This is a genomic window from Microcoleus sp. Pol12B5 (assembly GCF_036701335.1).
In the GTDB taxonomy this organism is placed as follows: domain Bacteria; phylum Cyanobacteriota; class Cyanobacteriia; order Cyanobacteriales; family Microcoleaceae; genus Microcoleus.
In genome coordinates this window covers 1-25,745 of record NZ_JAUBQQ010000056.1, presented here as the reverse complement: position 1 = coordinate 25,745, position 25,745 = coordinate 1, and the positions used below count along the sequence as shown (strand labels likewise).

Sequence of the window (25,745 nt, the reverse complement as noted above, 5' to 3'; positions counted from 1 at the left end):
ATAATTCCTATGCAACCGTAAACGATATCAGTGCAATGGAAAAGCTTTCAATCAAGCTGGCGTACCGAGAATAATCCACTGCATTAACTGCTGCCACTCGGGAGATTGAGCTAATAAATCTGCATCGAATTCATTTCCCGCATCCTGCGAAAACTCGGCGAAAGCTTCCGCCCAATTAATTACTGTTTCCACAGGCAAATAAGGCGTATAATTCCAAGAACGCTGCAAAAACTCTACCATCTCAACAGAATGACCGGTGCGGTACAAATACCAAGCAATCCAAACTAAGGTACTGTACTTGATTTGCCTTTCCAACAAACGTATTTTATCCGGCAACTCGGGGCGGGCAAAAAAATTGTCCATCACTGCGGCGAGGGATTTAGCCTGGGGTAAACCTTTGTACATGGCGCTTTGTTCGTGCTGGCGGTAGCAAACAGTTACTTGCTGCAGCCACTCTGCTTCGCATCCCATTAAGGCTAAACGCAGAACTAAATCTGTATCTTCCGCCGGTGGAAATCGAGGATCAAATCCGCCAGCGCGCTCTAACCACTGACGGCGAAATACCATCGCGCTGGGTAATACTGGTTTCCATCGCAGCCACATTTCTAAGTCTAATTTAGGTACATTTTGCCAGGGTTTGATATCTTTTAGCGGTTCGCCTATACTATTAACTAGACGCCAGCCGCTGTGGACGATTCCTAGATTGGGTCGCGCTGCAAATACGGCCATTTGTGCTGCTAATTTGTCGGGAAAAAAGTAGTCGTCAGCATCGAGAAATGCGATAAATTCTCCTCGCGCTAGCTCGATCCCGTGATTTCTGGCAATCGAAACTCCTCGATTTTGTTGGTAAATGTAGCGAATTCGATCGCCATATTTCTCTAAAACTACTCTAGTGTTATCTTTGGAACCGTCGTCTATGACAATAATTTCCCAGTTAGCATAGGTTTGGTGCAGAACGCTATCTACGGCTTGGCCGACGTAATCCGCGCAGTTGTAAGCCGGAATTACTACGCTCACCTGCGGAGCGCGATCGATCGTAACATTACTCATAATTAATTATCTTAAATTCGATTGCTTCTTTATTTTACTATGAGCGTAGAGTGCCTCAGGAACTGAGGCACCCAGCAAGGGGTTCTTGTGTTCATTAATTTGGGGTCAAGAATTTGCCAAGGTAAGTTGGTGCGAGTTCAGTATATCTTGGGGGCGAATTGCTGAAGGGTAGCGATCGCCTTTTACCTTCAAATACTTGTCAACTATTTGCACAACCTGTTCGGGATTGGCTGGCTTGCTCAAAAAATCGGAAGCACCTGTCAATTTCGCCCGCGTGCGGTCAATTATACTATCTTGACCGGTCAAAAATACGATCGGAGTTTCCCGAAAAGCAGGTGTTTTTCGCAAAAAATTGCACAAAGCAAAGCCACTTGTCTTGGGCATCACCACGTCCATAAAAATTAAAGCAGGCTTTTGTTTGGCGAGGAGGCCCACTCCCTGCATGGGGTCTTGAATTTTTAGGACTCGATAGCCCTCCGGCAATAAAATTTGCTCTAAAAATTCGCAAACTGTCGGACTGTCATCGATACAAGCAATCAAAGGGCGACCCGGCCCAGCAATAGCTGCGGCCAGGCGCCACTGTTCTATAGGCGACGGCAAGTCTGGTACTGTGCGGAAATTTACTAAACCCTGCTTGATGTAATTGACTAAAGCGCGAGTTGCCACTGTCACGCACTGCTTTTTCTTAAATGCAATATCCCAAAGAGTATTCTCGCCGTTGAATACGTTACCCAAAGCGATCAAAGAATTAGAACTAAATCGATTTTGCTGCAACTGAGCCGATGCTTTTAAAAGCGGTGCTTGTTCTGGATCTACCAGCCACAAACCCATTGCTTTCCACTTCTGCCAAATTTCTTCTGTACAACACAGAACTTTCTCTACTTCTGTTAAAGACATCAGCAAAGAAGAGGTAATTGTAGAAAAATATTTCTGGGACGGACGCCACTCCCGGCGCAAACCCGATTGACCGATCAGAGCAAATAACACTTCGGAAAGGCTGGTGTGGACGATCGCCCTAGCTTGTTCTAGGCTCATTTCGCTGGCTGCTATCCCTCGCTGAAGCAGTTGATATTCCCACAGTTCTCCAGCATCGAGGTCTCTGAGATCCACTTGAAAGTTTCGACAGTGTTGCCCGATCGCCCTGTACCAGCGCCTCGATCTGTGCGACCCTCCCGTGGCATAAACCAAACTACCCTGAAAAAAGTAAAGCTGCCACTGTTGTTCCCCTTGCTCTAACAGCAGTTTCCCCGTTGCTTGTTTCTGGCTGAGTACAGCCAGAGTATGGGACAACATTTTGTATCCGATTGCGGTAGCAGACATATCAACTCGCATCCCCTGTACTCTGTTTGTACCATTATATAGCTGCTGAGTTTTGAAAGATAACAGTAATTTTACTGAATTTAGGTTAAAAAACACCACTAATTGTGAGAATTTAACCCTCTTAGGGACTGATTCCCCCCAGGAGTTTTAGCCATGAGGATGTAACGGCTATTTGCCCTATTAACTAATAACTAAAATCAGGATTCTAACTAATAATTAATTGCCCTCGCTATCTGTGGGAGGTACTGGATCGTAACCCCCTGGATGAAAAGGATGACAGCGCAAAATCCGCTTAACTGCCATTGAGCTGCCGCGGGCAGGCCCAAATCTCTCTATTGCTTCGATCGCGTATTGCGAACAAGTTGGCTGAAATCTACAGGCGTTAGGCAGGTAAGGAGAAATCCCCATTTTGTAGCCTCGGATTAATCCGATCAGCAATATTTTCACAATTTTTACCTCAGCGATTGATTAGATTAATAGGCAAATCTCGTCCCATACCGCTCTAAGCTAGGTGAATCGAGAGCATTCCTAGCGGTTAGAGTTCCGCTAACTTTTCCAGTACCAATTATACCTTTTTTCATTTTTATTTTAGATACTTAAATCACAATTTGAGGAGATAATATGGTACTTGTCTCTGAGTTGGCTACTTGACCGATACCTAAAAAATTACCGTCTCGATCGTACACCTGCAAGGGATAGGGATGTTGGGGTATTGAGTTGTCGGGGGGATTGTTCCTACTTTCCTCCTCTGGCCCGATCGGCGTTTCGGGAATCGGGAGGCGCTGTCCTTGAAACCAGCGTTTGGTATATTCAGGGGAAAGGACGATCGCACCTAAATGTCCCAAAACCGCCGATGGCAAAATCGGGCAGAATTTATTCTCCTGCAATTGCAGTTCCAATTCTTCAAAACTGAGACTTTGGTCGATCGAAAAACCGCTACTTTCGGTGCGAGTCAAACAAGCCAAAGTACCGCCTGTATTCAACACCGCGCCCAAATCCCGCGCGATCGCCCGAATGTAAGTACCCGCCCCGCAGGCGATCGACAAATCCAACTCAGGAAAATCCCCCGGCCGCCAATCCAATATTTCCAGCCGAAAAACCTCAACATTTCTAGCAGCAACTTCCACAGTTTCGCCTTTTCTAGCTAACTCATAAAGCCGTTTTCCTCCCACCTGAACCGCACTAAAACTTGGCGGAAATTGCTCGATTTTTCCTATAAATTTGGGCAGTGCAGCTTGCACTTTTTCCAAACTCAACTCGGACACCGGTCGAGAATGGATAATTTCTCCTTCTAAATCGTCAGTAGCAGTAGTTAATCCAAACCGAATCGTGCCTCGGTAAGCTTTATTGTGTTGGAGATATTGCAGCAGTCTGGTTGCTTTGCCCAGGGCGATCGGCAAAACGCCAGTCACAGCAGGATCGAGGGTTCCTCCGTGTCCGACTCGCTTGAGTTTCAATAGCCGGCGCACTCGCCCCACGCAGTCGTGAGAAGTCATGCCCGCAGGTTTGTTGAGATTGAGAAAACCGTCAGTAGTCATTAGGAAGTTCGGCAACGGATTTTGTAACGGATGTAACGGATGTCACGGATGTCACGGATTTCAGTCCGATGTCCGTCGGAAGTTCGGCAACGGATTTTGTAACGGATGTCATGGATGTAACGGATGTCAGGAAGAAGGAAGAAGTAAGCAGGAAAAAGGAAAATGAAAAGTTGGGAGATGGATTTCCTTCGATTGCGAAAGCTAACGTTACTTGCAACGCGAAAGCGGTTTTGAGTTAACAAGTTCAACATTGAAAACTTAAAACTACAAAGTACCCAATTCCCTATTATCAATTCGCAATTCCCAATTCCCCATTACCCATTAAAGAATAAAGTCTGCCTGACTGATAGAAGCGCGGGCAACTCCGAATAAAGTAGCCAAAGTTTCCTTGGTGCTTGTAAGCTGAATAATTGTACTCGGCGAAGTTCCTGCCCCAGCGGCAATGGTGAGTTCGCCAAAAGTAAGGCCGGCAGCCAAGCGAATTTGATCTGTACCATCAGTAAAATCTGTAATCACATCAGCATCTGCCTGACGCCCGATCGCAAAAGTATCGTTTCCGGCGCCGCCAGTTAAAGTATCTCGCCCGCGATCGCCCGATAAACAGTCATCGCCGATGCCACCAAACAGCGAGTCATCGCCAGCACCCCCAAAAAGCGAGTCATCGCCCGCGCCTCCCAACAAAGTATCGGTGTCTTGGTTGCCAAACAGCAAATCATTGCCATCGCCGCCCAGCATTGAGTCAGAACCTTTGCCACCGTAGAAAGTATCGTCGCCGGCGCCACCCAAAACGCTGTCGCGGCCCGCACCGCCGAACAGCAAATCATCGCCAACGTCCCCCAGCAGTGAGTCATCGCCGTCGCCGCCGTAGAGGCTATCGTCTGCGCCTAAGCCGAAAATGCTGTCAGGGCCACCCAAACCAAATATCAAGTTAGCGCCCGCACTACCTCTGAGGGAGTCGGGGCCGCTGGTGCCGCGAGTGCCACCAGGTGCCCCTCCGGGACTGGTACCGCCGCCGGTGGGGGTTGGGGTTGTGACGGGAATTGGTCGAATTGGCACTGCTGATGGCATGATTCTGAAGATGGGTAGAAATTTGCCATTCTAACTTAGCTTAAAACCGGAAGTTATACGCTCGCCAACCGCCGAGATCAGAAATATCGATCGCATCCGCCACAGCATAAGGTTCGCACAAAAAGCCCTGCACCGTCGAGCCGTCCTCCAATACCAGGGTACCAATTCCCAGCGGCGGGGGAATTTTAGCGACAAATCCGCCGAAAGCGGAGATCGACAACTCCCAAACTTCCACCTCGATCGCGCTACCGCCCTCTATCTGACGCACCAATCCCGGCTTGCCCAGAGCAGTACCCGTCAAAGCGTACAGCTTGTAAATCGGGCTGGTACGGCAGGCACGAACCAAAATTCCTCCGAGCTCGATTAGTTGATAATTCAGCGGCTCACCGCTCAAATGAGCGCCAACCACGGCTATTTTGACTTGTTCTTCTGAGTCAGATTTGGGGGCGATGGCGAGTTCCGGGAGGGTTGGCAGGGGCTGACCGGTTGCGCCCAAAGTTCCCCCCAAGCGATCGTGGAAAGCAGCCCCCAGGCGGCAGAGCGATAAATCGTGCCACGCAGGAGCCATCAGTGTCAATCCTGCGGGCAATCGGCTGCTTTGAAACCCGCTGGGAACTGCGATCGCGCACAAATCGAGCAAATTCGCAAAGTTTGTGTAGCGCCCGAGATTGGTGTTGAGCGCGATCGGCTCGGCTGCAACTTCTGCGACAGTATAAATCGTACCTGTCGTGGGAACCGCCAACACATCCATTGACTGCCACTGAATTTCTGCCTTCTGGCGGAGTTCGGCTAACTGGTATGACGCGCGGTAAGCCGCGACGGCATCGTAGCGTTTGCCGCCGCTGATAATTTCGTAGACGATCGGATCGATATCCTCTGGGTGCGCGTCGAGAAAATCGCCGATCGCGGCCAACCTTTCTGCTACCCAAGGCCCGCCGTAGAGAAGTTGGGCAGCATCCGCAAAGGGTTTGAAGTCAATAGGTGCGATCGTGCAGCCCAAAGATTGCAAGCGCGCGATCGCCTCCCGGTAGCGCTGTTCGGCTTCTGCATTCCCAAAAAATTCGAGTTCGCCCTCTCTGGGAACTCCCACCCGCAAGCGGGATAAATCCGGTAAAACTTTCGTTTCAGGGCGACGAGAAAACGCATCCTCAGCGTCAAAACCGCTGGCTACTTGCAGCACGGAGGCCGCATCCGCACAGGTGAGAGCGAACACAGAAACGCAATCGAGCGATCGCACCGCCGGCAGCAGGCCGCGGGTGCTGAACGAGCCGCAACTTGGCTTCAGCCCGACAATGTTGGTAAAAGCAGCGGGAACCCGCCCTGAGCCTGCGGTATCGGTACCCAGAGCAAAACTCACCAATCCGGCGGAGACTGCTGCTGCGGAACCTGAACTCGATCCGCCCGGAATGTAGCGCGAATCGAACGGATTGCGACAAACTCCATAGGGCGTGCGGGTTCCCACTAACCCTGTGGCAAATTGATCCATGTTTGTTTTGCCGATCGCGATCGCACCTGCCGCGCACAGGCGCTCTACGACTGCGGACGATCGCGCTGGAGTGCTAGCAAACGCAGGACATCCCGCCGTAGTCGGAACGCCCGCCCAATCGAGATTATCTTTGATCGCAAAAGGTATTCCGTAGAGCGGCAATTGTTGCGGGTCTAGGTTTTCCAAGGCTTTGGCGCGTTCGAGGGTTTCCGCCTGCGGTGCTAAATAAATCCATACCGCCGGATCAGCATAGCGTTCGATCCGACCGTACACGCTCGCGATCGCATCTGCAGGCGCGATCGAGCCGGTGCGGTAGCGATCGAGCAGCGAATGAATGTCGAGACTGTTGCTGTAGTTAAATGTTTCCATAGTGCACCGTCAATTTCACCGACTTCGGTCGATTTTAGATTTTAGATCTTAGATTGAAGAAATGACTTCAAAGGCTGTGCAAGGCGATCGTTATTAAAAATAGAAGGTTAGTTTACCGCATTGTCGATCGTATTCGCATCCAGTTAGCGGGCGATCGAAGTATTTCTCAAGAAATCTTCAACCCTAGCCTTGCGGGTTTCGTCTTTGTGTGCAGCTAAACTTCGCGATTTCCAATCACCCTGTCTCATCCCGGTTTAATATTCCAAAAATTTTAATTAACAACTCCCAAAAAAACCATTTTTTGTAACATTTGACACATTTCCGCATCAATTTTGCTGTTACCGTTTGAAACGTAGCAATCTAGTAAGATTACAAGCTACAGTATGCTTACCTTTCAAAAAGCTAAGTGCATTGCTGTTACTAACAGTCTCGAATAACTCCTTGGGTTGCAAACAGGACTTATACAGACAAAAACCGAAAAATTTAACCGCTTCTAGGGTTCCGATTTGAATCAGTTTCTAACTCAGCTTAGACAGTTCAAGTGCTGGTCCGAGAGAAGCAGACTGGTTGTCCCAATATTTTAATGTTAGGGAAACACTAGCCAGTTACACGGCGGGATAAAAGCCCGGGAGAAACGCGATCGATCAGCAAGACTCGGTTCGTTAGCTCTCGGGCTTTATCCTTGTATATCAAGGGGGTTTGCGGAAGCTAAGGAAGCCAAAGAAGGTGCAAAAGCTTGATCGACATATTCACCTCTAACCAGCAACCAGAATCTGCTATGGATATCCGATATTGCTCCCCAAAAATAACGCGATCGCCCTTGTCCTACTGCGCCCTATTTTTTATCACCTTGTTTTTCGCCGTCGGCTGCGTCAACCCGGCAGTTTATATCAAAACCACGACTGAAAGCGAAGCAGCTTCTTCAGTAAGTGCTAACGCAGTTCGCCTCGGATTCAGCGCGTGGCCAGGCTGGTTTCCGTGGCAAATTGCCAAAGAACAAAAGATATTTGAAGCTAACAATGTTGCTGTAGACTTAAAATGGTTTGACGGCTACTTAGAATCGATCAGCACCCTCACAGCAGGACAGATAGATGCTAACAGCCAAACCCTCGGTGATACAGTAAACTCTATATCAGGCGGTGCCGACCAAGTAATTGTTTTAGTCAACGACAACTCGACGGGAAATGACAAAGTTATTGTCGCCGAAGGCATCAATTCCGTTGCCGATTTGAAAGGTAAAAAAGTGGCTGCAGAGGAAGGTACAGTCGATCACTTTCTATTGCTGTTAGGGCTGAGAAAAGCAGGTTTATCAGTGCAAGATATTCAATTTGTACCGCTGGAAACTGGCAAAGCTGCGGCGGCTTTCGTCGGAGGACAAGTCGATGCGGTGGCAGTATTTGCGCCGTTTACCACGCAAGCATTAAAACGATCGAACAGCAAGGAACTGTTTAGTTCAAAAGATTTTCCGGGGGCGATATCCGACCATTTGGTATTCACCCGAAAGTTTATCGGCGAACACCCAGATCGAGTGCAAGCCCTGGTCAATTCATGGTTTGCAACATTGGAATACATGAAATCAAATAAAGAGAAATCTTACGAGATTCTAGCCAACCGCGCCGGAGTTACCGTTGAGGAATACAAAGAATATGAAAACGGCACTAAGATATTTACGATCGAGGAAAACTTGAAAGCCTTTCAACCGGGAAATGACATGACATCCTTGCAGTTTGCGGCGGCAGAAATGACTAAATTTCTCGTAGATGTAAATTTAGCAAAAACTCAACCAGATATCAGCACATTATTTGACGATCGTTTTATAAAAGCTTATGCCGCAGGTAAAAGCTAAAAGGCATAATTTAGGATTGTGCAGACGCAAAATAAAAAAAATACTTTTTATAATCCCGAAAATCTACTCCCATTACTCGACAAACCGTTCCGCAATTAAATCATGCCAAATCCCGATCCGCGATCGATCCAATCCCACCTCAAGCAAAAAAACCTAAATCCCACCGTTTTCTGGCGGATTGCAGAAGAGATACCACAACCCCTCAATATTGGGTTAACGGTAACATCGATCGCACTGCCGCTGCTGCTGTGGTGGCTAGTAACAACCTTCGCCAACGTAGACCCCAAATTTTTGCCTTCCCCCGCCAAAGTTTTAGAGGCATTTGGTCGGCTGTGGAACACTCGCGAACTTTTGAAAGACACAGTAGCGAGTTTGTGGCGGGTGGGAGTGGGCTTTCTGTTCGCCTTGGTTTTTTCCATACCAATTGGCGTGCTGATGGGCAGTTTTCCCAGTATTCGCGCCTTGCTGGAACCCATGTTCGGCTTGATGCGATATATGCCCGCACCAGCGTTCATTCCCCTGCTAATTCTCTACTTGGGAATCGGCGAAGAACCCAAAATAATGCTGATATTTATCGGCGTCTTTTTCTTCAATTCGCTGATGGTGATGGATACAGTCAAGTTTGTTCCAAAAGACTTGATCGAATCTACTTATATGTTGGGCGGAAATCGCTGGGAAATCCTCACTCAAGTTATTTTTCCCCACGTTTTGCCGGGAATCCTTGACGCTAGCCGCATCAACCTAGCTGCGGCTTGGCAATTGGTAATCGTCTCGGAATTGATTGCGGCAACCGAAGGCTTAGGCCGCCGGATCAGTGTCGCAGGTCGATTTCTCCGAACCGATGAAATTTTTGTGGGGCTGATTGTCATTGGGGCGATCGGACTGACTTTTGACTTGCTTTTTCAATATCTGCTGCGGGTTTCTTGTAAATGGTCAAGCCAGAAACAGTAAGCAGATGTTAAAAAGCAGAATGGTGTCATTTTTTACTTACAATACAGAGGATAAACTCATGTTTTTGCAAATCAACAACCTGCACAAGAACTTTGAAACGAAAAACGGTAAATTAGTTGTCCTCAAGGACATCAATATGAGCATAAAGCAAGGCGAATTTATCTGCGCGGTAGGCGCATCCGGTTCTGGCAAATCTACTCTGTTGAGGCAGATTGCGGGATTGGACAAGCCGACAACAGGGCAAGTGAAAATTGACGGCAAGGAAGTTGTTTCGCCTGGCCCGGATCGAGGTATGGTATTTCAGCATTACACTCTTTATCCTTGGATGAACGTGCAGGAAAATGCTGAGTTTGGCCTCAAACTTCAAGGCGTTTCCAAGAAAAAGCGGCGCGAACAAGCGAGCTATTATTTGAATGTGGTAGGATTGACGCAGTTTGCTTCGTCGCTACCAAAGGAATTGTCGGGCGGGATGAAACAACGGGTGGCGATCGCCCGCGCCCTCGCTTCTGAACCTAAAGTATTGTTAATGGATGAACCTTTCGGCGCTTTGGACATCCACACTAAAGAATCGATGCACGAATTCATGCTCGATTTGTGGCGCCGGACTCAGATTACAATCTTTATGATTACCCACGATGTCGAAGAAGCGGTGTTTCTTTCCAATCGGATTTATGCTTTGGGCGCTCGTCCCGGTACAGTGAGAAAGGAAATGTCGATTAATTTGCCCGATCGCACTCCCAGCGTTAAACGCCACGCCAAATTCCACGATTACCGCGACGAACTCATGGATTTGATGCGGAAACACGGACAGGAAGCAGTTGCAATGGCTGCTTAAATAGAAATAGGTTTGTATTTGCACTTTTTGCACCCGCGCCCACAGTACCACGGCCAACCTAAGTAAGTGGAAACTTAACATCTTGCACCATTGTCAATTACCTATTTAGGAGCGGGCAAGATGCCCGTTCCACAATAAAATTGAGTTTTGTGGAACGGGCATCTTGCCCGTTCTTGAGAATGGTGCAATATCTCAGTGTAAATAAATATTACTTTGGGAGAGGGCGGGTTTTGCCGCTACAAAATACTATTGTTTTATTTCGCTGACCTACCCAAATACATCAAGAGGAACTTATGGTGCAACTATCATCGATCGACCCAAACTCACAAATTGATTCAAGCCTCGTATTAATCGAAGAAACCGTACCGGGCGGCGCGTACTGGTCGGGGGTCATCAAGCGGGGAAACACCCTGCGAATCACCGATTTAGAAGGCTCTCGCGGCGTTTCCATGCTGTGCTACAACGCCGACAATGCGATCGAACGTTTCAACGCAGCAGACACCGCCAAAATTCAATTCAACGCCTTTCTCAAACAAGGCATGGTGATCTACACAGACATGGGACGCATCCTATTTTCCATCACCCAAGACACCTCCGGCTGTCACGATTTGTTAGGAGGGTGCAGCAACGCCACTAGCAATGCCAAAAAATACGCCGAAGGAGACTACAAAAACTCCCGCGACAACTTCCTCAAAGCCCTAAGTCGGTGGGGATTGGGCAAGAAAGATATCATGCCCAACCTCAACTTATTTACTCGCATTGCCGTCAAACCAGACGGCACGATGGAGTTTCGCGAAGGCTGCGAAAAACCGGGTAGTTTTATCGATTTGCGAGCCGAAATGAACGTATTGACCATTATCTCTAACTGCCCCCACATCCTGCATCCTGGTTCAAATTACGATCCAAAACCCATCCAAATTCAGATTGTGAAAACCCCCGCACCCGCACCAGACGACTTGTGCCGCACCGCCAACCCAGAAGCCGTGCGCGGCTTTATCAACACCGATGCTTTGTTCGTGCAATAGACTCGATTCCACAACTCAACTTTGTCCGCATCAATCTGCGGGGAAAAATTCTGCAATTCCATCACAAAAAGTGAACCATGACTGCAACTACTCAACAAATACTCGATCCAAAAACTGCAATTTACAACGAAGTTTTACCCGCCAGACATCCCTGGTCTCGTGTCATCAAAAAAGGACAGATTCTCCGCATTGTAGATTTAGGCGGAAATCAAGCAGTAGATTTTTTAGTTTACAATGCCGATGACCCTTCCGAACGCTACAGCGCCCCCGATACGATCGTCAATCAAGGCAACATCTTTGTCACTACAAACAGCCAACTCATATCCAACGAAGGGCGAGCCATAATGACCATAATTGCTGACTCCTGCGGGCGCCACGATACCTCCGGCGGCGCCTGTAGCTGCGAAAGCAATTCGGTGCGGTTTGGACTAGATAAAAAATACCAGCACGCCTGTGTTGAAAATTTCCTCGCCGCAATTCTTCCCCACGGTTTGGGTAAGCGAGATTTAGTCAGCAATATCAACTTCTTTATGAATGTTCCGGTTAGCGAAGATGGCACGCTTGAAATTGTTGACGGCATCTCCGATCCGGGAAGTACAGTTGATTTGCGAGCCGAAATAAACGCGCTGGTTGCTATTTCTAACTGCCCGCAAATGAACAATCCTTGCAATGCTTACAATCCTACGCCGATTCAGTTGATTATTTGGGATGCGGTATAGGTTGTAGCTGCATACACGTCAGAAACCGCCAGGGGTTTAAACCCCTGGCTAATAGCTAAAGTCCTCTAAAGAGGACTGAATAATCGATTGCCCATTAGCAATTATCAATTAGCAATTACCAATTATCAATTACCAATTACCTAAATGTTTAACAAAGTTTTGATTGCAAATCGCGGTGAAATTGCCTGCCGAATTATCCGCACGCTCGATCGCCTCGGAATTGCTTCGGTAGCAGTATATTCTGAAGCCGACGCCCGCGCCAAACACGTTTTCGCCGCCAGCGAAGCCGTTTGTATCGGTGCAGCCGCCGCAGCCGAGAGTTATTTGCGGTTCGATCGCATTCTCGAAGTTGCGCGCCAAACAAAAGCTCAAGCTATCCATCCGGGTTACGGCTTTTTGAGCGAAAATGCTGAATTTGCCGAAGCTTGTGCCAGCGAAAATATTGCATTTATCGGCCCGACTCCGAGTCAGTTGCGCTGCTTTGGATTGAAGCACACCGCGCGGGAAATAGCCGCTGCAAATCAAGTGCCGCTAACTCCCGGAAGCGAACTTTTAGCCTGTTTAGAGGATGCGGAAAAAGCGGCTGGGGCGATCGGCTATCCGGTGATGCTCAAAAGTACCGCAGGCGGCGGCGGCATTGGTTTGCAGGCTTGTTTTGGCGATCGAGATTTGGCAGAAGCATTTGAAAAAGTACAGCGTTTGAGTCAAAGCAATTTTAAACAAAGCGGCGTTTTTTTAGAGAAATACATTCAAACAGCCAGACACATTGAAGTCCAAATTTTTGGAGATGGCAAAGGAAATGTCATAGCCTTGGGCGAGCGAGATTGTTCGGTGCAGCGGCGCAATCAAAAAGTAATTGAAGAAACCCCCGCCCCTGCTATTACCGACGAACAGCGAAATCAGTTGTACGGTGCAGCCGTGCGGTTGGGAAAAGCGGTAAATTATCAGTCAGCCGGTACTGTTGAATTTGTCTTTGATGTCGATGCGAAACAGTTTTATTTTTTGGAAGTTAACACGCGATTGCAAGTCGAACACGGCGTGACTGAAGCTGTCAACAACATCGACCTCGTTGAGTGGATGGTAAAACAGGCTTCAGGAGATTTGTTCCCCCTGGAAGAGTACCGCTATCGGCCGCAGGGACACTCAATTGAGGTGCGAATTTATGCGGAAGATGCCGGCAAGAATTTTCAGCCGAGTTCCGGGTTGCTGAATCAAGTTGCGTTTCCCGAAAACGTCCGCTGCGACAGTTGGATAGAAACCGGCACGGAGGTTACTCCTTTTTACGATCCGCTGCTAGCCAAAGTAATCGTTTGCGGGGATAATCGATCGCAGGTGATCGTAAAACTAAAAGCTGCTTTAGATGCCAGTGAAATAGCGGGAATTGAAACTAATTTAGATTACCTCCGCCAGATTTTGGACGATTCCCGATTCAGCCGGGGCGAACTGAACACGCGCTTTTTAAACTCTTTTGAATACGCACCTTTAACGATCGATGTATTGGATGGGGGAACCTACAGCAGCATTCAGGATTATCCGGGGCGGATTGGCTATTGGGATGTTGGCGTGCCGCCTTCTGGGCCGATGGATCATCTGGCATTTCGATCGGCAAATCGTTTAGTAGGAAATCCCGAATCGACAGCAGGATTGGAATTCACAGCTACAGGTCCAACTCTGCGCTTTAATGCCGATACAGTTATTAGTTTGACTGGTGCAACTATGAAGGGAACGCTAAACGGCGAATCGGTGCCGTTTTGGACGGCAATTCCCGTAAAAGCTGGCAGCATTCTCAAGTTAAAAGCCATTCAAGGCGGCGGCTACCGCACTTATTTAGCAGTCAAACACGGCTTTAACGTCCCCGATTATTTGGGCAGCAAATCAACTTTTGTACTGGGCAAATTTGGCGGACACGCGGGCCGCACGCTGCGTCCGGGAGATGTGCTTAAACTGCTTCAAACTGCCACTCTGGAAGCAGAATTATCTTTGCCTCCGGAACTAATTCCCACCTACAGCAATAATTGGGAAATCGGCGTTTTGTACGGGCCTCACGGCGCGCCGGATTTCTTTACTCAGTCAGACATCGAAATGTTTTTCTCCACAGAATGGCAGGTGCATTACAACTCGACGCGGACGGGCATTCGGCTGATCGGCCCGAAGCCCACCTGGGCGCGTCAAGACGGCGGAGAAGCGGGTTTGCACCCGTCTAACATTCACGATAATGCTTACGCGATCGGCACGATCGATTTTACAGGCGATATGCCTGTAATTCTCGGTCTTGACGGCCCGAGTTTGGGAGGTTTTGTGTGTCCTGCTACTATTGTGCAGTCGGAATTGTGGAAAATCGGGCAACTGAAACCGGGGGACAGCATTCGCTTTCACTGTTTGAGTTTTGCTGAAGCTTTGCAGCGGGAATTAGCACAAAATAGGCAAATTGCTACTTTTAGTTTGCCTGTTTTTGGGGAAAATGCGGAGGAATTGCCCGCAGTTCCCGCTTCTCCAATTTTGCATAAAATTCCCGAATCTCCGGGACAGGTTGCTGTTACTTACCGTCAAGCTGGGGATAAATATATTCTAGTTGAATACGGCCCGTTGGTGCTGGATTTAAATTTGCGTTTTCGGGCGCACGCATTGATGGAACAGTTGAAAGCAAATCCGTTGCCGGGTGTTATCGAATTAGTGCCGGGAATGCGATCGCTCCAAATTCACTTTGAGGGCCGCCAGATTTCGCAACAGCAGCTAATGCAGGCGCTGATTGCGGCGGAGGCGGAACTTCCGGCGATCGAGGATTTGGAAGTGCCGGCGCGAATTGTGCACTTGCCTTTATCTTGGGAAGATGAATCAACGCTGTTGGCTATTGAAAAATATATGCAGTCTGTGCGATCGGATGCACCTTGGTGTCCCAGCAATATTGAGTTTATTCGCCGCATAAACGGGCTTGACAGCATCGAACAAGTCAGAGAAATCGTATTTAATGCTAGCTATTTAGTGATGGGTTTGGGAGACGTTTATTTAGGCGCGCCCGTCGCAACTCCCCTCGATCCGCGCCACCGTTTGGTTACTACTAAATACAATCCCGCCCGCACTTGGACTCCTGAAAATGCAGTTGGCATTGGCGGCGCGTATTTGTGCGTTTACGGCATGGAAGGGCCGGGAGGTTATCAATTTGTCGGCCGCACGGTGCAAATGTGGAATCGGTTCAAACAAACGGCGGATTTCCAGTCTGGTAAACCTTGGCTTTTGCGGTTTTTTGACCAAATCCGATTTTATCCGGTTTCTCATGAGGAATTGCACCGCTGTCGGGAAGCATTTATCGAAGGGAAGTTTAAATTAAAGGTTGAGGAAATCACTTTTAATTTGAGAGAATACAATGAGTTTTTGAATTCTATTACTAACAGTGCGGCTGAGTTTAAAGCGCAGCAGCAGGCCGCTTTTAATGCAGAGCGCGATCGCTGGGCCGCATCCGGGGAATTTGACGCTGAAGCTGCTGCAGAATCCTCGGCGGATGTGGCTTCTGAAACAGTGGCGGAGGTTGTTTTGCCGATCGGTTGTGAGGCAGTTGTCGCTCACGTTTCGGCCAATGTTTGGCAGGTGCTGGTTAATGTTGGAGATACGGTTGCAGAGGGCGATCGCCTGTTAATTTTGGAAGCGATGAAAATGGAAATTGCTATTACTGCTGATGTTGCGGGCACTGTTGCCCAGTTGTTTTGTGAAAAGGGGCAAACGGTGACAGCCGGACAAATTCTAGCGGCTGTTCAACCGAATTAATCCCTCTGTTGTCACTTCGGGGACAGTGGGAAGCCGTTGGATAATTGCGGGATGATTTTGATTGTTTTGTGGGATGGGATATCGTAACCAGTCCGGTGTATTTTCACTGAAGGCGGGACACCCCACAAGAATCATCATCAAATTGTGTAACCCCCGCTCAATTAATGAATGTTTAGCAGCAGTTAGGGCTTCAAAAGGGTGCGGATACATCAATCAAACAGGCTAGTGGGCGATCGCCCCCAAGTTTCCGCTGTCGGCAGTTTTTCGGAAGGCTTAGCCGCTGTCAAGCGCGATAGCAAATCTGGCTTCATCAATCAAGCTGGAAAGCTGGTTATTTAGCAGGTTCGATGCTCTGTTTAGGCTTTAAATTTGTTTAAATCTCGTTAACTTAACTCCAGCAGCCCAGAATTGACGGGCAAACCATCCTGAAATACTAGCAATTCTCCCGGCTGAATTTGCGTCCAAACTTCGTTATCTGTCAGCGGAAAAGTCGCAATAACAGCCACGCGATCGTCCTCCTTGGTCAATTCCCGGAAATCGACAGTTACATCTTCGTCGATCGAGTGAGCGCTAGCAAAAGGTGCTTGTCGCACAATATAATGCAGATTAGTAGAACAGTGGGTGAACAAGTGTTCTCCATCGGAAAGTAAATAATTAAAAATTCCGTGTTCTGCCAAACTTTTAGTAATTTCCTCCAAAACCGGGTAAATTTCCGCTACAGCAGGCTTACTTTGAGGAAAAGAGGAGCGCAGCTTTTCTAATATCAAACAGAATGCTTTTTCGCTGTCAGTTTTACCAACCGGTTTGTAAACTCCGGCACATTCTGGATAAAAGTTTTCGAGATTGCCGTTGTGAGCAAACACCCAATAACGTCCCCAAAGTTCCCGAATAAAAGGGTGGCAGTTTTCCAAAGCAATTGCGCCTTGCGTAGCTTTGCGGATGTGAGCAATCACGTTAGTTGAATGAATGGGATAGCGGCGCACTACTTCAGCAACCGGAGAAGCAATCGCAGGTTTTGAGTCTATAAAAAGGCGACATCCTAAACCTTCAAAGAAAGCAATCCCCCAACCGTCTTGATGAACGTCTGTTCTGCCACCTCTTGCAGAAAAACCCTCAAAAGAAAAGCAAATATCTGTTGGAACATTACAGTTCATTCCCAGTAATTGGCACATAGCTTTTAAATCTCTGGAGTTTGAATGGATGTCGCAGCTATTGGCAGCTACAGACTTGCGATTATACTATTATAGTATGAATTGATTTAGCCTAATAAAAAAACACAATAATTTTTGATTGTCAACCGTCATGCTACTTAAATTTTAAAAAATGCGTGAAGCCAAGCTATCCCGAACGCGCGTGCGAGCCCGTTGCGGTAGGGAATCGCCCAAAATTCAATCGCGTTCCCCGCAGAACAGTCTTCATCGTTCCCTTTGTGCTGCAATTTTTTTAATTAAATTCATGTAAGATTCAATTTTCTGGGGGAAAATCTGAAAGTTGTTTGATATCCTTCAAAACTATTTGAGGCTTCCCTTTGTACTGTTCTACCTTCCCACTGACATACACATATCCCCGTCCCAGACCTGCATAACGCTTCTCGATTAGCCGCTTCAAGGGAGCTCTTTCATCAGTTTCAGCATCCGGTATCCACAAATCTAATTTATGATAAACTGAGCCAGCATAAATCAGAGCGCTACCGCCGATCCATTTAGTAATTCCCGCCTGCAAATCGCAGAAAATAGTAATAGATTTAGCTTTCTCAGAAGCAGCTAATATTTTCGGGTAGTGCAACCTCAAAGAAAGCGCTCCTGCCGTTGCTTCCGACAACCGAAACTCTTCAACAATCGAGCCTCGCATCGACCACCAAGGCAGTAAATTAGCATAGTTGCGAGAAGGAATTTTGGCATTAATAATCGGATTCCAAATCATCAGATTGTAAGCTTTTGCTGCCGATTCTGCTTCAGTCATTTGGCGGTGATACAATCTGGAGCGCCCGTATTTGACAAAGTAGGGACTCCAGCCTTCTTCAATCAGTTTAAGATTGTAATTTTCTCCATTTTTATGTACGTAACAGAGGAGACGCCCGTAGTTGTCGCGGTGTTTTTGTAGAGCCACTTCAACCGCATCGTCTGTATCAAATTCTATGTCAATTTGAGCAAGTCCGCCATCTGCTGTGGCGAAGTATTTTTTAGCCATTTCCGTACCTGCTTTCCCCGCCGCAGTTACAGGTTTGGAGCCTCCCGGATGACTTTCTTCTGTATCGACGCAAATCAGCCGCAGAGACTCGGTTTTGCCGTTGAGAGAAATTTTGATGCTGTCGCCATCAACTACTTTAGTTATTTGCAGGCTCGGAATTCTGGTTGCCATATTTTCAACCCTGTTGCACTTGAGATTTCATGCACATATCGGTTGAATCATACACGAGTTCGCTATCAATAGCAACTGTAATTTTTGTTGTTTGTATTAATATTTGTCAACTGTGGCGTATTTTATTAAGTCGGGGAAAAAATATCGAAAATCTGATTCTAAGCGCTGATAGTTAGCTGTCAAATCTTCTATGCCGCTTGCCAAGTTATTTGTCCGCTTGACTCGGGCCGACATTCTTGTAAGAGTGATGCCGATTTCGGTAATTTCCTGATAAGATGAAAGCAAGTCGCGGGCAATTATTGTTGGCAGCACCCGCTGGAGAGATTCAGGCAATATATCGCGGTTGTCTTGCAGGATTTTATAGACATGGCGAGAAAAATCTGGAAGCGGAATTTCTGAATATTCCAGCCAATTTTTAGCCAAAAAGTGGTCGTAAAACACGTCAATCAAAACTCCCGCAAACCTGCGTCTCTCGGCACAAACAAGGCTTTTACTCGATCGCACTATTGCGTGAGAGTCCGTGTAGCTATCTACTTTGCGGTGCAAATCGATGCCTTTTCTAATTTCATCGGAATAAAGGTTGACGGCCGTTCCTTTGACAAAATCTCCTAAGAGGTTGCCAATCAGCGATTCTGGCGTGCCTTTTGATAAGAATAGATGAGCCAAATAATTCATTGCTACAGTAAAAATATCTAAGATAGCATAAGGAGAAAGAATAATGGCTGTTCTGGAATGTGTAAAACCGGGTGCTAAACTCGGTCAAATTATTCTTGCCGTTGATCTTACTGTTGCCGGTGCTGTCGATCGCATTTTAGCAAAAATTCAAGACTTAGGATATGACCCAGAAATCCGTCATGTCAACTATCCGTCTGGAGTTCACGTCTTGGCAATTCTCAAAGACGAACAGCATTCAGAAGCAGTCGATGATGACTACTTGTTAGAGGAGTGGCTGCAAGTAAGATCGGAAATAAACCCCGATGCGGTTCATTTGTGGCGCGGCAAATAAACCAATTAACAATTAAACCGCAGATTAACGCAGATAAACGCAGATGATCTGATGGGAAATTCATCTGCGTTCATCCGCGTTAATCAGCTAAAATCTGCGGTTGCATACCCCTACGAACCTCCCCGCAACTTATCTAAAACCGTCCGGTCTTCCAAAGTCGAAGTATCCCCAGAAACCTCTTCTCCCGCAGCTAAAGAACGCAGCAACCGCCGCATAATTTTACCGCTTCGAGTCTTCGGCAAAGCATCAGTAAATCGAATTTCGCCGGGACGGGCGATCGCCCCAATTTCCTTAACAACGTGCTGCTTCAATTCCTTAGCCAATTCATCGCTAGGTTGCTGCGAGTTGTCCAGCGTGACAAAAGCCACAATATCCTCACCTTTAATCTCATCAGGTTTACCAACAACCGCAGCTTCCGCCACCGCTGGATGCGATACCAAAGCTGACTCGACTTCCATTGTGCCGAGTCGGTGTCCGGCCACATTAATTACATCGTCAACGCGGCCCATTACCCAGAAATAACCGTCTTTGTCCTTGTGCGCGCCGTCCCCTGCAAAGTACACAAATTCGCCATCTTTCGGGTGCAAATATTCCCAATAGGTGCGGCGAAAACGGTCTGGATCGTTGTAAAGTGTACGCATCATTCCCGGCCAAGGATGTTTCACCACTAAATAACCGCCGCTTTCGTTAGTTACTGGTTCGCCATCTTGGTCAACAACATCGACCACAATTCCGGGGAACGGTAGGGTTGCAGAACCGGGTTTTGTAGGAATTGCACCGGGCAAAGCGGTAATCATAATTCCCCCGGTTTCTGTTTGCCACCAAGTATCAACGATCGGACAATTCGAGTTGCCAATTACGCGCTGATACCACATCCAAGCTTCGGGATTGATCGGTTCGCCGACGGTTCCTAACAATCGTAAAGATGACAAATTGCGGGCATTCGGCAAGTGTTCGCCCATTTTCATGAATGTTCTGATCGCAGTGGGTGCAGTGTAGAAAACGGTGACGCCGTATTTTTCGATCACATCCCAAAAACAGCCAGGATTTGAAGGGCGAGGAGCACCTTCATACATTAAAGTTGTCGCACCGTTGGACAGCGGCCCGTAGACAATATAACTGTGTCCAGTAATCCAGCCGACATCAGCAGTACACCAGTAAACATCGGTATCTTGAAGGTCGAATATCCACTTGGTTGTCATGTGGGTATAAAGGTTATAACCACCGGTTGTATGGACGACACCTTTCGGTTTGCCGGTACTTCCCGAAGTGTAGAGTATGAACAGCATATCTTCGCTGTCCATCGGTTCGGCGGGGCAGTCGGCGGAGGCGTCTTTTTGCAAGTCGTGCCACCAAAGATCGCGCCCTGGTTCCATGTCAATTTGCTGTTTGGTGCGCTGAACTACCAGAACGTTGGTAATGCTGGGTACGGCATTATTTGCTAGTGCTTTGTCTACTTGTTTTTTGAGGCCAACTGCTGCGTCTTTGCGGAAGCCACCGTCAGCGGTGATGACGAGTTTTGCTTCGCCGTCGTTAAGCCGATCGCGCAAAGCTTCTGCACTAAAACCGCCAAAAACAACGCTGTGTACTGCACCGATTCTGGCGCAGGCTAGCATGGCGATCGCAGCTTCGGGAATCATGGGCATATAAATGCCGACGCGATCGCCCTTTTGGACTCCCAATTGTTTGATGACGTTCGCCATTTGGCAGACTTCGCGGTGGAGTTGCGCGTAGGTGAGGGTGCGGGAATCTCCGGGTTCGCCTTCCCAAATCAGGGCGGCTTTATTTTTGCGCCAAGTGGTTAAGTGGCGATCGAGACAATTGTAAGAAATATTAATTTTACCGTTGACAAACCATTTAGCAAAAGGCGGTTGCCAGTCGAGCACGGTATCCCAGTTTTGGAACCAGTGCAATTCTTGGGCGGCGAGTTCTGCCCAGAAGGCTTGGGGGTCAGCTTTGGCTTTGTCGTAGAGGGCTTGGTACTCTTCTAGGCTTTTGATGTGAGCTTTTTGGGAGAATTCAGCGGGCGGCTGAAATAGCCGTCTTTCATGCAGAATTGATTCGATGGTATCTTGTGACATTGTTTTTTCTGTAACTGCATCTACTTCTTTAAACTATTTTGTACGCAATTGAGTGCAAAAATATCTTGAGTTTCGTTAAGAATTTTGGGAATTGTGTAAATGTTGGGGCTGTGGCTGTTTATTTGAAAACTATAATTGCCTCGACTTTTGAGATCAAATAAAGTTCGATCGAGCTTCGTTTTGGGAAAACTTTTATATAAAATATTGTATAAATTTTAGTTTGATAGTACAATGATGTGAAGCTGCTTGAAAAGGATTATTCAATCTGAATGATAGGGAAAAGCATGATCCAAAATTTAGAAGCAAGCCAACTGTCGCTAAATGACGTTCGCCGCCTTCTCAAACTGGAAGAGCGAGAAGGAGAGGCCTTCACCGATTTTTTCTCTCTGGAAGCGCTGTTAGAATTAGAACAGCAGGAAATATTAAAAATTAGAACTGACTTTCGACGCTACTTATCCGCAGGAAAAGTTTCCGAAGAACTCGTTAAATTTTTAGTGCTTTCACCGTTAATGAGATTAGCAGGATTTTTTGATATTCCGATCGTGCTGACAATGGAAGATAGCATCGCGATCGAGGTTGAGGATGGGGATACTTTAATTAAAGGGCGCTTAGATGTCTTAGCGGTAAATCAGCCGGATGCAGAACTCGCGGCGGCACAGTTTTGGATTTTGGTAGTCGAGGCGAAAAATAGTGCGATCGATCCTTGGGCCGGTTTGCCACAATTGCTGACTTATGCTTATAAAAGTTTGCAGCAGCAATCGTCTGTTTGGGGATTGACGACGAATGGACGTAACTATCAGTTTGTCTATCTGACGCGGGGAAATCCTTGTACTTATCAGATTTTACCGGAATTGAATTTGATTGACCGAGAGCGATCGCTCTTGTTGGCGCAAGTGTTAAAAGCGATTTGCAAGTTGCAGAATGTGCAGTTGGCTTAATCTCTGCGGTTGAAATCTGTGCTTGCCTGTACTGCCTAGACAGATATTCTGTACCAATTTAGTCCTAATCGCATTCTATCGTCGATGCCAACTGTTGTTAAGTTCTGTTGGGAACTGCGGGAAGATTTAGAAATCAAGATTTGTTAAAAAACTGCAATAGGGAGTGACAAAATACTAATTCTTCTATACAATAATAAACGGTTAAACCCTGCAACTGAAGGTAAAAAAGTGTCTGAACTTAGACAAAATTTAATTACCAGAGATTGGGTTATCATCGCCACCGAACGGGCGACAAGACCGGATCAATTCGCAAACAAAAAAGAGTGGACAGCAGCAGTGCCACCCCACCGTGCCGATTGCCCGTTTTGCGTGGGAAATGAAGAAGACGGAACCTTAGAAACTTGCCGTTTGGGCGCTCGCACTGGCTGGAAAGTCCGGGCAATTCACAACAAATATCCCGCCCTCTCCCCGACAGCCAAATGGATGAGGATATCATCGGGAATTCACCGCACGATGGCGGGAATCGGCATTCACGAGGTAATTGTCGAACATCCGCGACACGATTTGACGACAGCTTTGTTGAGTGTTGAAGAAGTTGAAAACATACTTTTAGTATACCGCCAGCGCTATGTAGAAATTAGAAAAAATCCCCACATTGAAACAATTATTATCTTCAAAAATCACGGCGAAACTGCCGGAACTTCTCTGGAACACCCCCACTCGCAGATAGCAGCGACGCCCGTTGTACCCAGCCAATTTCGCAGCCGCATCGACGAAGCTATTAGATATTTTGATGACACGGGAGAATGTCTGTTTTGCCGCACTTTGGAAGATGAATTAGCGGCGAAGGAAAGAGTGATTTGTGAGAGTGAACATTTTGTGGCTTTTATCCCTTACGCTGCACTTTCACCGTTTCACACTTGGATTTTTCCGCGCCGACATTCCTCTTCGTTTGATGAAATTACTGATGGGGAAATTACGGATCTTGCTGATACTTTGAAAACTGTACTGGCTAAGCTTTATTACGGATTGAACAATCCTGATTACAACTATAATATTCGATCGGTGCCGATCGCCCAACGGGCAACAAAATACTTTCACTGGTATATTGCAATTATTCCCAGAGTCACCAAGCAAGCTGGGTTTGAGTTGGGCAGCGGGATGTTTATCAATACTGCTTTGCCCGAAGAAAGTGCCGCGTTTTTGCGATCGATCGAAATTCCTAGCGACAGTAATTTCCCCCCGATCTAAAGTATCCTACATCACAATAGTTAAATTTACTTCCAATGGGGGTGGAAATGCACGCAGCTACTCTGAGTTGCGAGTCTCCGTTGGGGGAGGAAACTGATATTATTGGAGATTTGAGATTTGAGATTAAAGAGTTGGCAATAACTAATGATCTAAGGGTTTAGATCACCGGCCTAAAGTTAGATTCTTTTTTTAAACTGGTATAACTTACGCTCTCAAGTTATGAACGTACAAATACTTATGGATTTTACCAAACTCACAATAAACTTTCGACATACTGCCAGCCGTCGTCGCTAAAAGTAGCTCTCAACATATCTCTAATTTTGGCATTGATCGATAATATCCCCTCGCCCGACTCACCATTCTCGCCGATTTCGCAACTGTCTTCAGACATATGTTCTTGGATATGGGCCAGAGTATCGGCGAAATTAGCCAGAAAATAATGTTCGTGAACCCAGGCTGTCGGATCGGGTATTGCTGTATTCTCAAAAGCTCGATCGACTAAATCTTTTTTGGCAACATCATCAGTCTGGTTTTTCATGTTGAGTTCGATTTAGGTAGAACTGGTAACTTATCTTATTTTAAGCTTAATTGTCAACAGGATCGCGATCCCGATCGACCACAGCAGTGACAATTTTGTGTAGTTTGTGCGATCGCGATCCTAATTTTTTGGTCGATCGCGTGTTATCATTTTACCTCCCACTCGGTGGTCAATAATGTTCACATCGAGCAGAATACACTTGGGAATCATTCCGTGAACTCCTTTTTGAGGATTGTTGACAGCCTGCGTAATCCGAAAATTTACCGCGAGGGAACACAAAACATAAGCATCTTCCTCTTTGAAACCTGCAAACTTTTGCAGCCAATAAACCGTCTGTTTTACCGCCATCTCAAACGCTTCATCTAATGTTCTACCAAATCCCATAATCACAATATGAGTGGGCGTTTCTGCAAACGGAAATATCAGAAATAAATCCTTGCGTAAGATGATTTGAATGGTCCCATTCATCGAAGTTTCAATGGCAGTACCGTCAACTTCACCTTCTCCTTGTGCCGAATGTCCGTCCCCGATGGACAGTAAACCGCCCCGCATAAAAACAGGTAAAAATAACCGCGTTCCTGGTTGGAGTTCGTGATTGTCCATATTGCCGCCGTAGCGCGCTGGAGGAATAGAAGAACGGTTGATTTCTGCATTGGCAACGCCGATAATGCCAAAAAAAGGATGCAGGGGAATCCGAATGTCGCTACCTGTGGGAAATTCAGCAGTTTTTTGCTCTAAATCTAGCGAAATAAACCGCAATTTAGGTTCGGGGAAATACTCAGGCAAAGCTCCCCATCCGGCGCGAATTGCATTAAATCCTACTGGTAAACTTGGGTAAACATCCTCAATGTGAATTTCTAAAACGTCTCCCGGTTCGGCATTGTTAACATAAATCGGGCCTGTCAGCAAGTGGGGTCCAGGGCCAACTTTGCGGTTGGGGGGCAAATTCTGACAAATATCTAAAAATTCGGGGGTGAGAAATTCGGGCGGCGCTTTGTCAGCAACATAATATCCTGAATAGGTTTCGATATCGATGCGATCGCCCGAATCCACCCTTAAAGCAGGTTCGATATTCGGAGAGAAACCGCCCAAGTGTACGGTTTTGCAGTTAGCCTTGAGAAGGTGGCGAGTCATGGGATGTTAGATTTTAGATTTTAGATTTTAGATTGAAGTAAGGGTGTTAAAAATGTTATATCGCAAGTCTCAAGCATTTTTGAGAAAGATTTTTTTTAATGAACCGCAGAGGGCGCAGAGAGCGCAGAGAAAGAGAATTCAGAGATATAGCCTTTCTCAGTAACATGAGCTGTTTTTGGGCATTGGGCATTGGGCATTGGACATTGGAAGAGTACCTTACTTTCCTGAGAACCGCTATAAGAAGATTTCCCAAAAGGATGGAGGTTTCTTTTATCGGAGATATTTTACTAATTTCTTAACTTTTTGATAACGTTGGTAGTTTAAACTTTAAAGTTGGTGGCGCGGGTTTATATGTATTTGGGGGGAGTTCTGTTTGGCTGGTAAAACCCACCCCTTGTATCTTAAAAGAGTTGGTGTAGCGATCGTACCGTCAAGCAGGCGATCGCTCCGTCAAGCAGGCAATCGTA

At 46.9% G+C, this 25,745-nt stretch carries 23 protein-coding genes and 1 riboswitch; of the genes, 11 read left to right on the top strand and 12 right to left on the bottom strand.

Translation table 11 applies throughout. The features are described from left to right. Window positions 1-51 precede the first annotated feature (51 nt). The 4 genes from QUA24_RS20295 to truB all read right to left on the bottom strand — a co-directional run bounded on the left by QUA24_RS20295 (window position 52) and on the right by truB (window position 3,908). The gene (locus QUA24_RS20295; protein WP_333231607.1) at window positions 52-1,050 is read right to left on the bottom strand and encodes a glycosyltransferase; all 999 of its coding nucleotides are present in this window, start codon (window positions 1,048-1,050) and stop codon (window positions 52-54) included. Between the two features lie 105 nt (window positions 1,051-1,155). Then, entirely contained in the window at window positions 1,156-2,370 is a 1,215-nt protein-coding gene (locus QUA24_RS20290; RefSeq protein WP_333231606.1) for a response regulator, read from the bottom strand. A 216-nt stretch (window positions 2,371-2,586) separates the two neighbouring features. Then, the gene (gene yidD, locus QUA24_RS20285) at window positions 2,587-2,817 is read right to left on the bottom strand and encodes a membrane protein insertion efficiency factor YidD (RefSeq protein ID WP_190732478.1); all 231 of its coding nucleotides are present in this window, start codon (window positions 2,815-2,817) and stop codon (window positions 2,587-2,589) included. 149 nt (window positions 2,818-2,966) lie between these two features. After that, complete coding sequence (gene truB, locus QUA24_RS20280) at window positions 2,967-3,908, bottom strand: tRNA pseudouridine(55) synthase TruB (RefSeq protein ID WP_333231604.1); 942 nt, start codon at window positions 3,906-3,908, stop codon at window positions 2,967-2,969. 68 nt (window positions 3,909-3,976) lie between these two features. On the opposite strand from truB, the gene QUA24_RS20275 reads away from it, so the two are divergent. Then, window positions 3,977-4,147 (top strand): hypothetical protein, encoded by a 171-nt coding sequence (locus tag QUA24_RS20275; RefSeq protein ID WP_333231602.1) that lies wholly within the window; start codon window positions 3,977-3,979, stop codon window positions 4,145-4,147. A gap of 82 nt (window positions 4,148-4,229) precedes the next feature. On the opposite strand, the gene QUA24_RS20270 is transcribed toward QUA24_RS20275, so the two are convergent. Both QUA24_RS20270 and atzF read right to left on the bottom strand, forming a co-directional pair. Beyond that, window positions 4,230-4,976: a calcium-binding protein gene (locus tag QUA24_RS20270; RefSeq protein WP_333231600.1), complete on the bottom strand. Its 747-nt coding sequence runs from the start codon at window positions 4,974-4,976 to the stop codon at window positions 4,230-4,232. A gap of 40 nt (window positions 4,977-5,016) precedes the next feature. Beyond that, a complete protein-coding gene (atzF, locus tag QUA24_RS20265; RefSeq protein WP_333231598.1) occupies window positions 5,017-6,831 on the bottom strand; it encodes an allophanate hydrolase in 1,815 nt (604 codons plus the stop codon). Window positions 6,832-7,313: 482 nt separating this feature from the next. Beyond that, window positions 7,314-7,465: riboswitch (guanidine-I (ykkC/yxkD leader) on the top strand. Window positions 7,466-7,609: 144 nt separating this feature from the next. Between atzF and QUA24_RS20260 the strand changes: the two genes are divergently transcribed. The 7 genes from QUA24_RS20260 (at window position 7,610) to QUA24_RS20230 (ending at window position 16,308) form a co-directional block, all read left to right on the top strand. Further along, entirely contained in the window at window positions 7,610-8,677 is a 1,068-nt protein-coding gene (locus tag QUA24_RS20260; RefSeq protein ID WP_333231596.1) for an ABC transporter substrate-binding protein, read from the top strand. A 99-nt stretch (window positions 8,678-8,776) separates the two neighbouring features. Beyond that, window positions 8,777-9,628 (top strand): ABC transporter permease, encoded by an 852-nt coding sequence (locus tag QUA24_RS20255; RefSeq protein WP_333231628.1) that lies wholly within the window; start codon window positions 8,777-8,779, stop codon window positions 9,626-9,628. A 58-nt stretch (window positions 9,629-9,686) separates the two neighbouring features. Then, window positions 9,687-10,463, top strand: coding sequence for an ABC transporter ATP-binding protein (locus QUA24_RS20250; RefSeq protein ID WP_333231625.1), 777 nt, complete (start codon window positions 9,687-9,689; stop codon window positions 10,461-10,463). 293 nt (window positions 10,464-10,756) lie between these two features. Then, window positions 10,757-11,488 carry an urea amidolyase associated protein UAAP1 gene (locus tag QUA24_RS20245; protein WP_333231594.1) on the top strand — a complete coding sequence of 244 codons (732 nt, stop codon included), beginning with the start codon at window positions 10,757-10,759 and terminating at the stop codon, window positions 11,486-11,488. Window positions 11,489-11,565: 77 nt separating this feature from the next. Further along, a complete protein-coding gene (locus tag QUA24_RS20240) occupies window positions 11,566-12,207 on the top strand; it encodes an urea amidolyase associated protein UAAP2 (protein ID WP_333231593.1) in 642 nt (213 codons plus the stop codon). Window positions 12,208-12,351: 144 nt separating this feature from the next. Continuing rightward, window positions 12,352-15,969, top strand: a complete 3,618-nt coding sequence (uca, locus tag QUA24_RS20235) for an urea carboxylase (protein WP_333231592.1) — start codon at window positions 12,352-12,354, stop codon at window positions 15,967-15,969. 225 nt (window positions 15,970-16,194) lie between these two features. After that, window positions 16,195-16,308 carry a WG repeat-containing protein gene (locus QUA24_RS20230; RefSeq protein WP_333166602.1) on the top strand — a complete coding sequence of 38 codons (114 nt, stop codon included), beginning with the start codon at window positions 16,195-16,197 and terminating at the stop codon, window positions 16,306-16,308. Window positions 16,309-16,352: 44 nt separating this feature from the next. Here the strand turns inward: QUA24_RS20230 and QUA24_RS20225 are convergent, their stop codons facing one another. The 3 genes from QUA24_RS20225 to QUA24_RS20215 form a co-directional block, all read right to left on the bottom strand. After that, window positions 16,353-17,141: a class II glutamine amidotransferase gene (locus tag QUA24_RS20225; RefSeq protein ID WP_333231590.1), complete on the bottom strand. Its 789-nt coding sequence runs from the start codon at window positions 17,139-17,141 to the stop codon at window positions 16,353-16,355. 292 nt (window positions 17,142-17,433) lie between these two features. Next, window positions 17,434-18,330, bottom strand: coding sequence for a thermonuclease family protein (locus QUA24_RS20220; protein ID WP_333166606.1), 897 nt, complete (start codon window positions 18,328-18,330; stop codon window positions 17,434-17,436). 96 nt (window positions 18,331-18,426) lie between these two features. Further along, window positions 18,427-19,005: an ACP phosphodiesterase gene (locus QUA24_RS20215; protein WP_333231588.1), complete on the bottom strand. Its 579-nt coding sequence runs from the start codon at window positions 19,003-19,005 to the stop codon at window positions 18,427-18,429. 43 nt (window positions 19,006-19,048) lie between these two features. Here QUA24_RS20215 and QUA24_RS20210 point away from each other — a divergent pair, with 43 nt between their 5' ends. After that, window positions 19,049-19,336, top strand: a complete 288-nt coding sequence (locus QUA24_RS20210; RefSeq protein WP_333145265.1) for a hypothetical protein — start codon at window positions 19,049-19,051, stop codon at window positions 19,334-19,336. Window positions 19,337-19,446: 110 nt separating this feature from the next. On the opposite strand, the gene acs is transcribed toward QUA24_RS20210, so the two are convergent. Continuing rightward, on the bottom strand, window positions 19,447-21,417 hold the full coding sequence (gene acs / locus QUA24_RS20205) for an acetate--CoA ligase (RefSeq protein ID WP_333231585.1): 1,971 nt from the start codon (window positions 21,415-21,417) through the stop codon (window positions 19,447-19,449). A 284-nt stretch (window positions 21,418-21,701) separates the two neighbouring features. Between acs and QUA24_RS20200 the strand changes: the two genes are divergently transcribed. Together QUA24_RS20200 and galT are read left to right on the top strand one after the other, a co-directional pair. Further along, on the top strand, window positions 21,702-22,355 hold the full coding sequence (locus QUA24_RS20200) for a restriction endonuclease subunit R (protein WP_333231584.1): 654 nt from the start codon (window positions 21,702-21,704) through the stop codon (window positions 22,353-22,355). Between the two features lie 228 nt (window positions 22,356-22,583). Next, on the top strand, window positions 22,584-23,606 hold the full coding sequence (gene galT, locus QUA24_RS20195; protein WP_333231582.1) for a galactose-1-phosphate uridylyltransferase: 1,023 nt from the start codon (window positions 22,584-22,586) through the stop codon (window positions 23,604-23,606). Window positions 23,607-23,859: 253 nt separating this feature from the next. On the opposite strand, the gene QUA24_RS20190 is transcribed toward galT, so the two are convergent. Both QUA24_RS20190 and QUA24_RS20185 read right to left on the bottom strand, forming a co-directional pair. After that, complete coding sequence (locus tag QUA24_RS20190; protein WP_333231580.1) at window positions 23,860-24,144, bottom strand: hypothetical protein; 285 nt, start codon at window positions 24,142-24,144, stop codon at window positions 23,860-23,862. A 120-nt stretch (window positions 24,145-24,264) separates the two neighbouring features. Further along, complete coding sequence (locus QUA24_RS20185; RefSeq protein ID WP_333231578.1) at window positions 24,265-25,278, bottom strand: acetamidase/formamidase family protein; 1,014 nt, start codon at window positions 25,276-25,278, stop codon at window positions 24,265-24,267. Window positions 25,279-25,745 lie beyond the last annotated feature (467 nt).

Excerpts from the sequence above, each read along its gene's own strand:
- QUA24_RS20295 (WP_333231607.1), bottom strand. The coding sequence starts at position 1,050 with ATGAGTAATGTTACGATCGATCGCGCTCCGCAGGTGAGCGTAGTAATT.
- QUA24_RS20270 (WP_333231600.1), bottom strand. The coding sequence starts at position 4,976 with ATGCCATCAGCAGTGCCAATTCGACCAATTCCCGTCACAACCCCAACC.
- QUA24_RS20240 (WP_333231593.1), top strand. The coding sequence starts at position 11,566 with ATGACTGCAACTACTCAACAAATACTCGATCCAAAAACTGCAATTTAC.
- QUA24_RS20185 (WP_333231578.1), bottom strand. The coding sequence starts at position 25,278 with ATGACTCGCCACCTTCTCAAGGCTAACTGCAAAACCGTACACTTGGGC.
- acs (WP_333231585.1), bottom strand. The coding sequence starts at position 21,417 with ATGTCACAAGATACCATCGAATCAATTCTGCATGAAAGACGGCTATTT.
- QUA24_RS20225 (WP_333231590.1), bottom strand. The coding sequence starts at position 17,141 with ATGTGCCAATTACTGGGAATGAACTGTAATGTTCCAACAGATATTTGC.
- QUA24_RS20220 (WP_333166606.1), bottom strand. The coding sequence starts at position 18,330 with ATGGCAACCAGAATTCCGAGCCTGCAAATAACTAAAGTAGTTGATGGC.
- QUA24_RS20245 (WP_333231594.1), top strand. The coding sequence starts at position 10,757 with ATGGTGCAACTATCATCGATCGACCCAAACTCACAAATTGATTCAAGC.
- QUA24_RS20210 (WP_333145265.1), top strand. The coding sequence starts at position 19,049 with ATGGCTGTTCTGGAATGTGTAAAACCGGGTGCTAAACTCGGTCAAATT.
- atzF (WP_333231598.1), bottom strand. The coding sequence starts at position 6,831 with ATGGAAACATTTAACTACAGCAACAGTCTCGACATTCATTCGCTGCTC.
- QUA24_RS20260 (WP_333231596.1), top strand. The coding sequence starts at position 7,610 with ATGGATATCCGATATTGCTCCCCAAAAATAACGCGATCGCCCTTGTCC.
- QUA24_RS20215 (WP_333231588.1), bottom strand. The coding sequence starts at position 19,005 with ATGAATTATTTGGCTCATCTATTCTTATCAAAAGGCACGCCAGAATCG.
- truB (WP_333231604.1), bottom strand. The coding sequence starts at position 3,908 with ATGACTACTGACGGTTTTCTCAATCTCAACAAACCTGCGGGCATGACT.
- QUA24_RS20200 (WP_333231584.1), top strand. The coding sequence starts at position 21,702 with ATGATCCAAAATTTAGAAGCAAGCCAACTGTCGCTAAATGACGTTCGC.
- QUA24_RS20275 (WP_333231602.1), top strand. The coding sequence starts at position 3,977 with ATGTCCGTCGGAAGTTCGGCAACGGATTTTGTAACGGATGTCATGGAT.
- QUA24_RS20190 (WP_333231580.1), bottom strand. The coding sequence starts at position 24,144 with ATGAAAAACCAGACTGATGATGTTGCCAAAAAAGATTTAGTCGATCGA.
- QUA24_RS20250 (WP_333231625.1), top strand. The coding sequence starts at position 9,687 with ATGTTTTTGCAAATCAACAACCTGCACAAGAACTTTGAAACGAAAAAC.
- QUA24_RS20290 (WP_333231606.1), bottom strand. The coding sequence starts at position 2,370 with ATGTCTGCTACCGCAATCGGATACAAAATGTTGTCCCATACTCTGGCT.
- uca (WP_333231592.1), top strand. The coding sequence starts at position 12,352 with ATGTTTAACAAAGTTTTGATTGCAAATCGCGGTGAAATTGCCTGCCGA.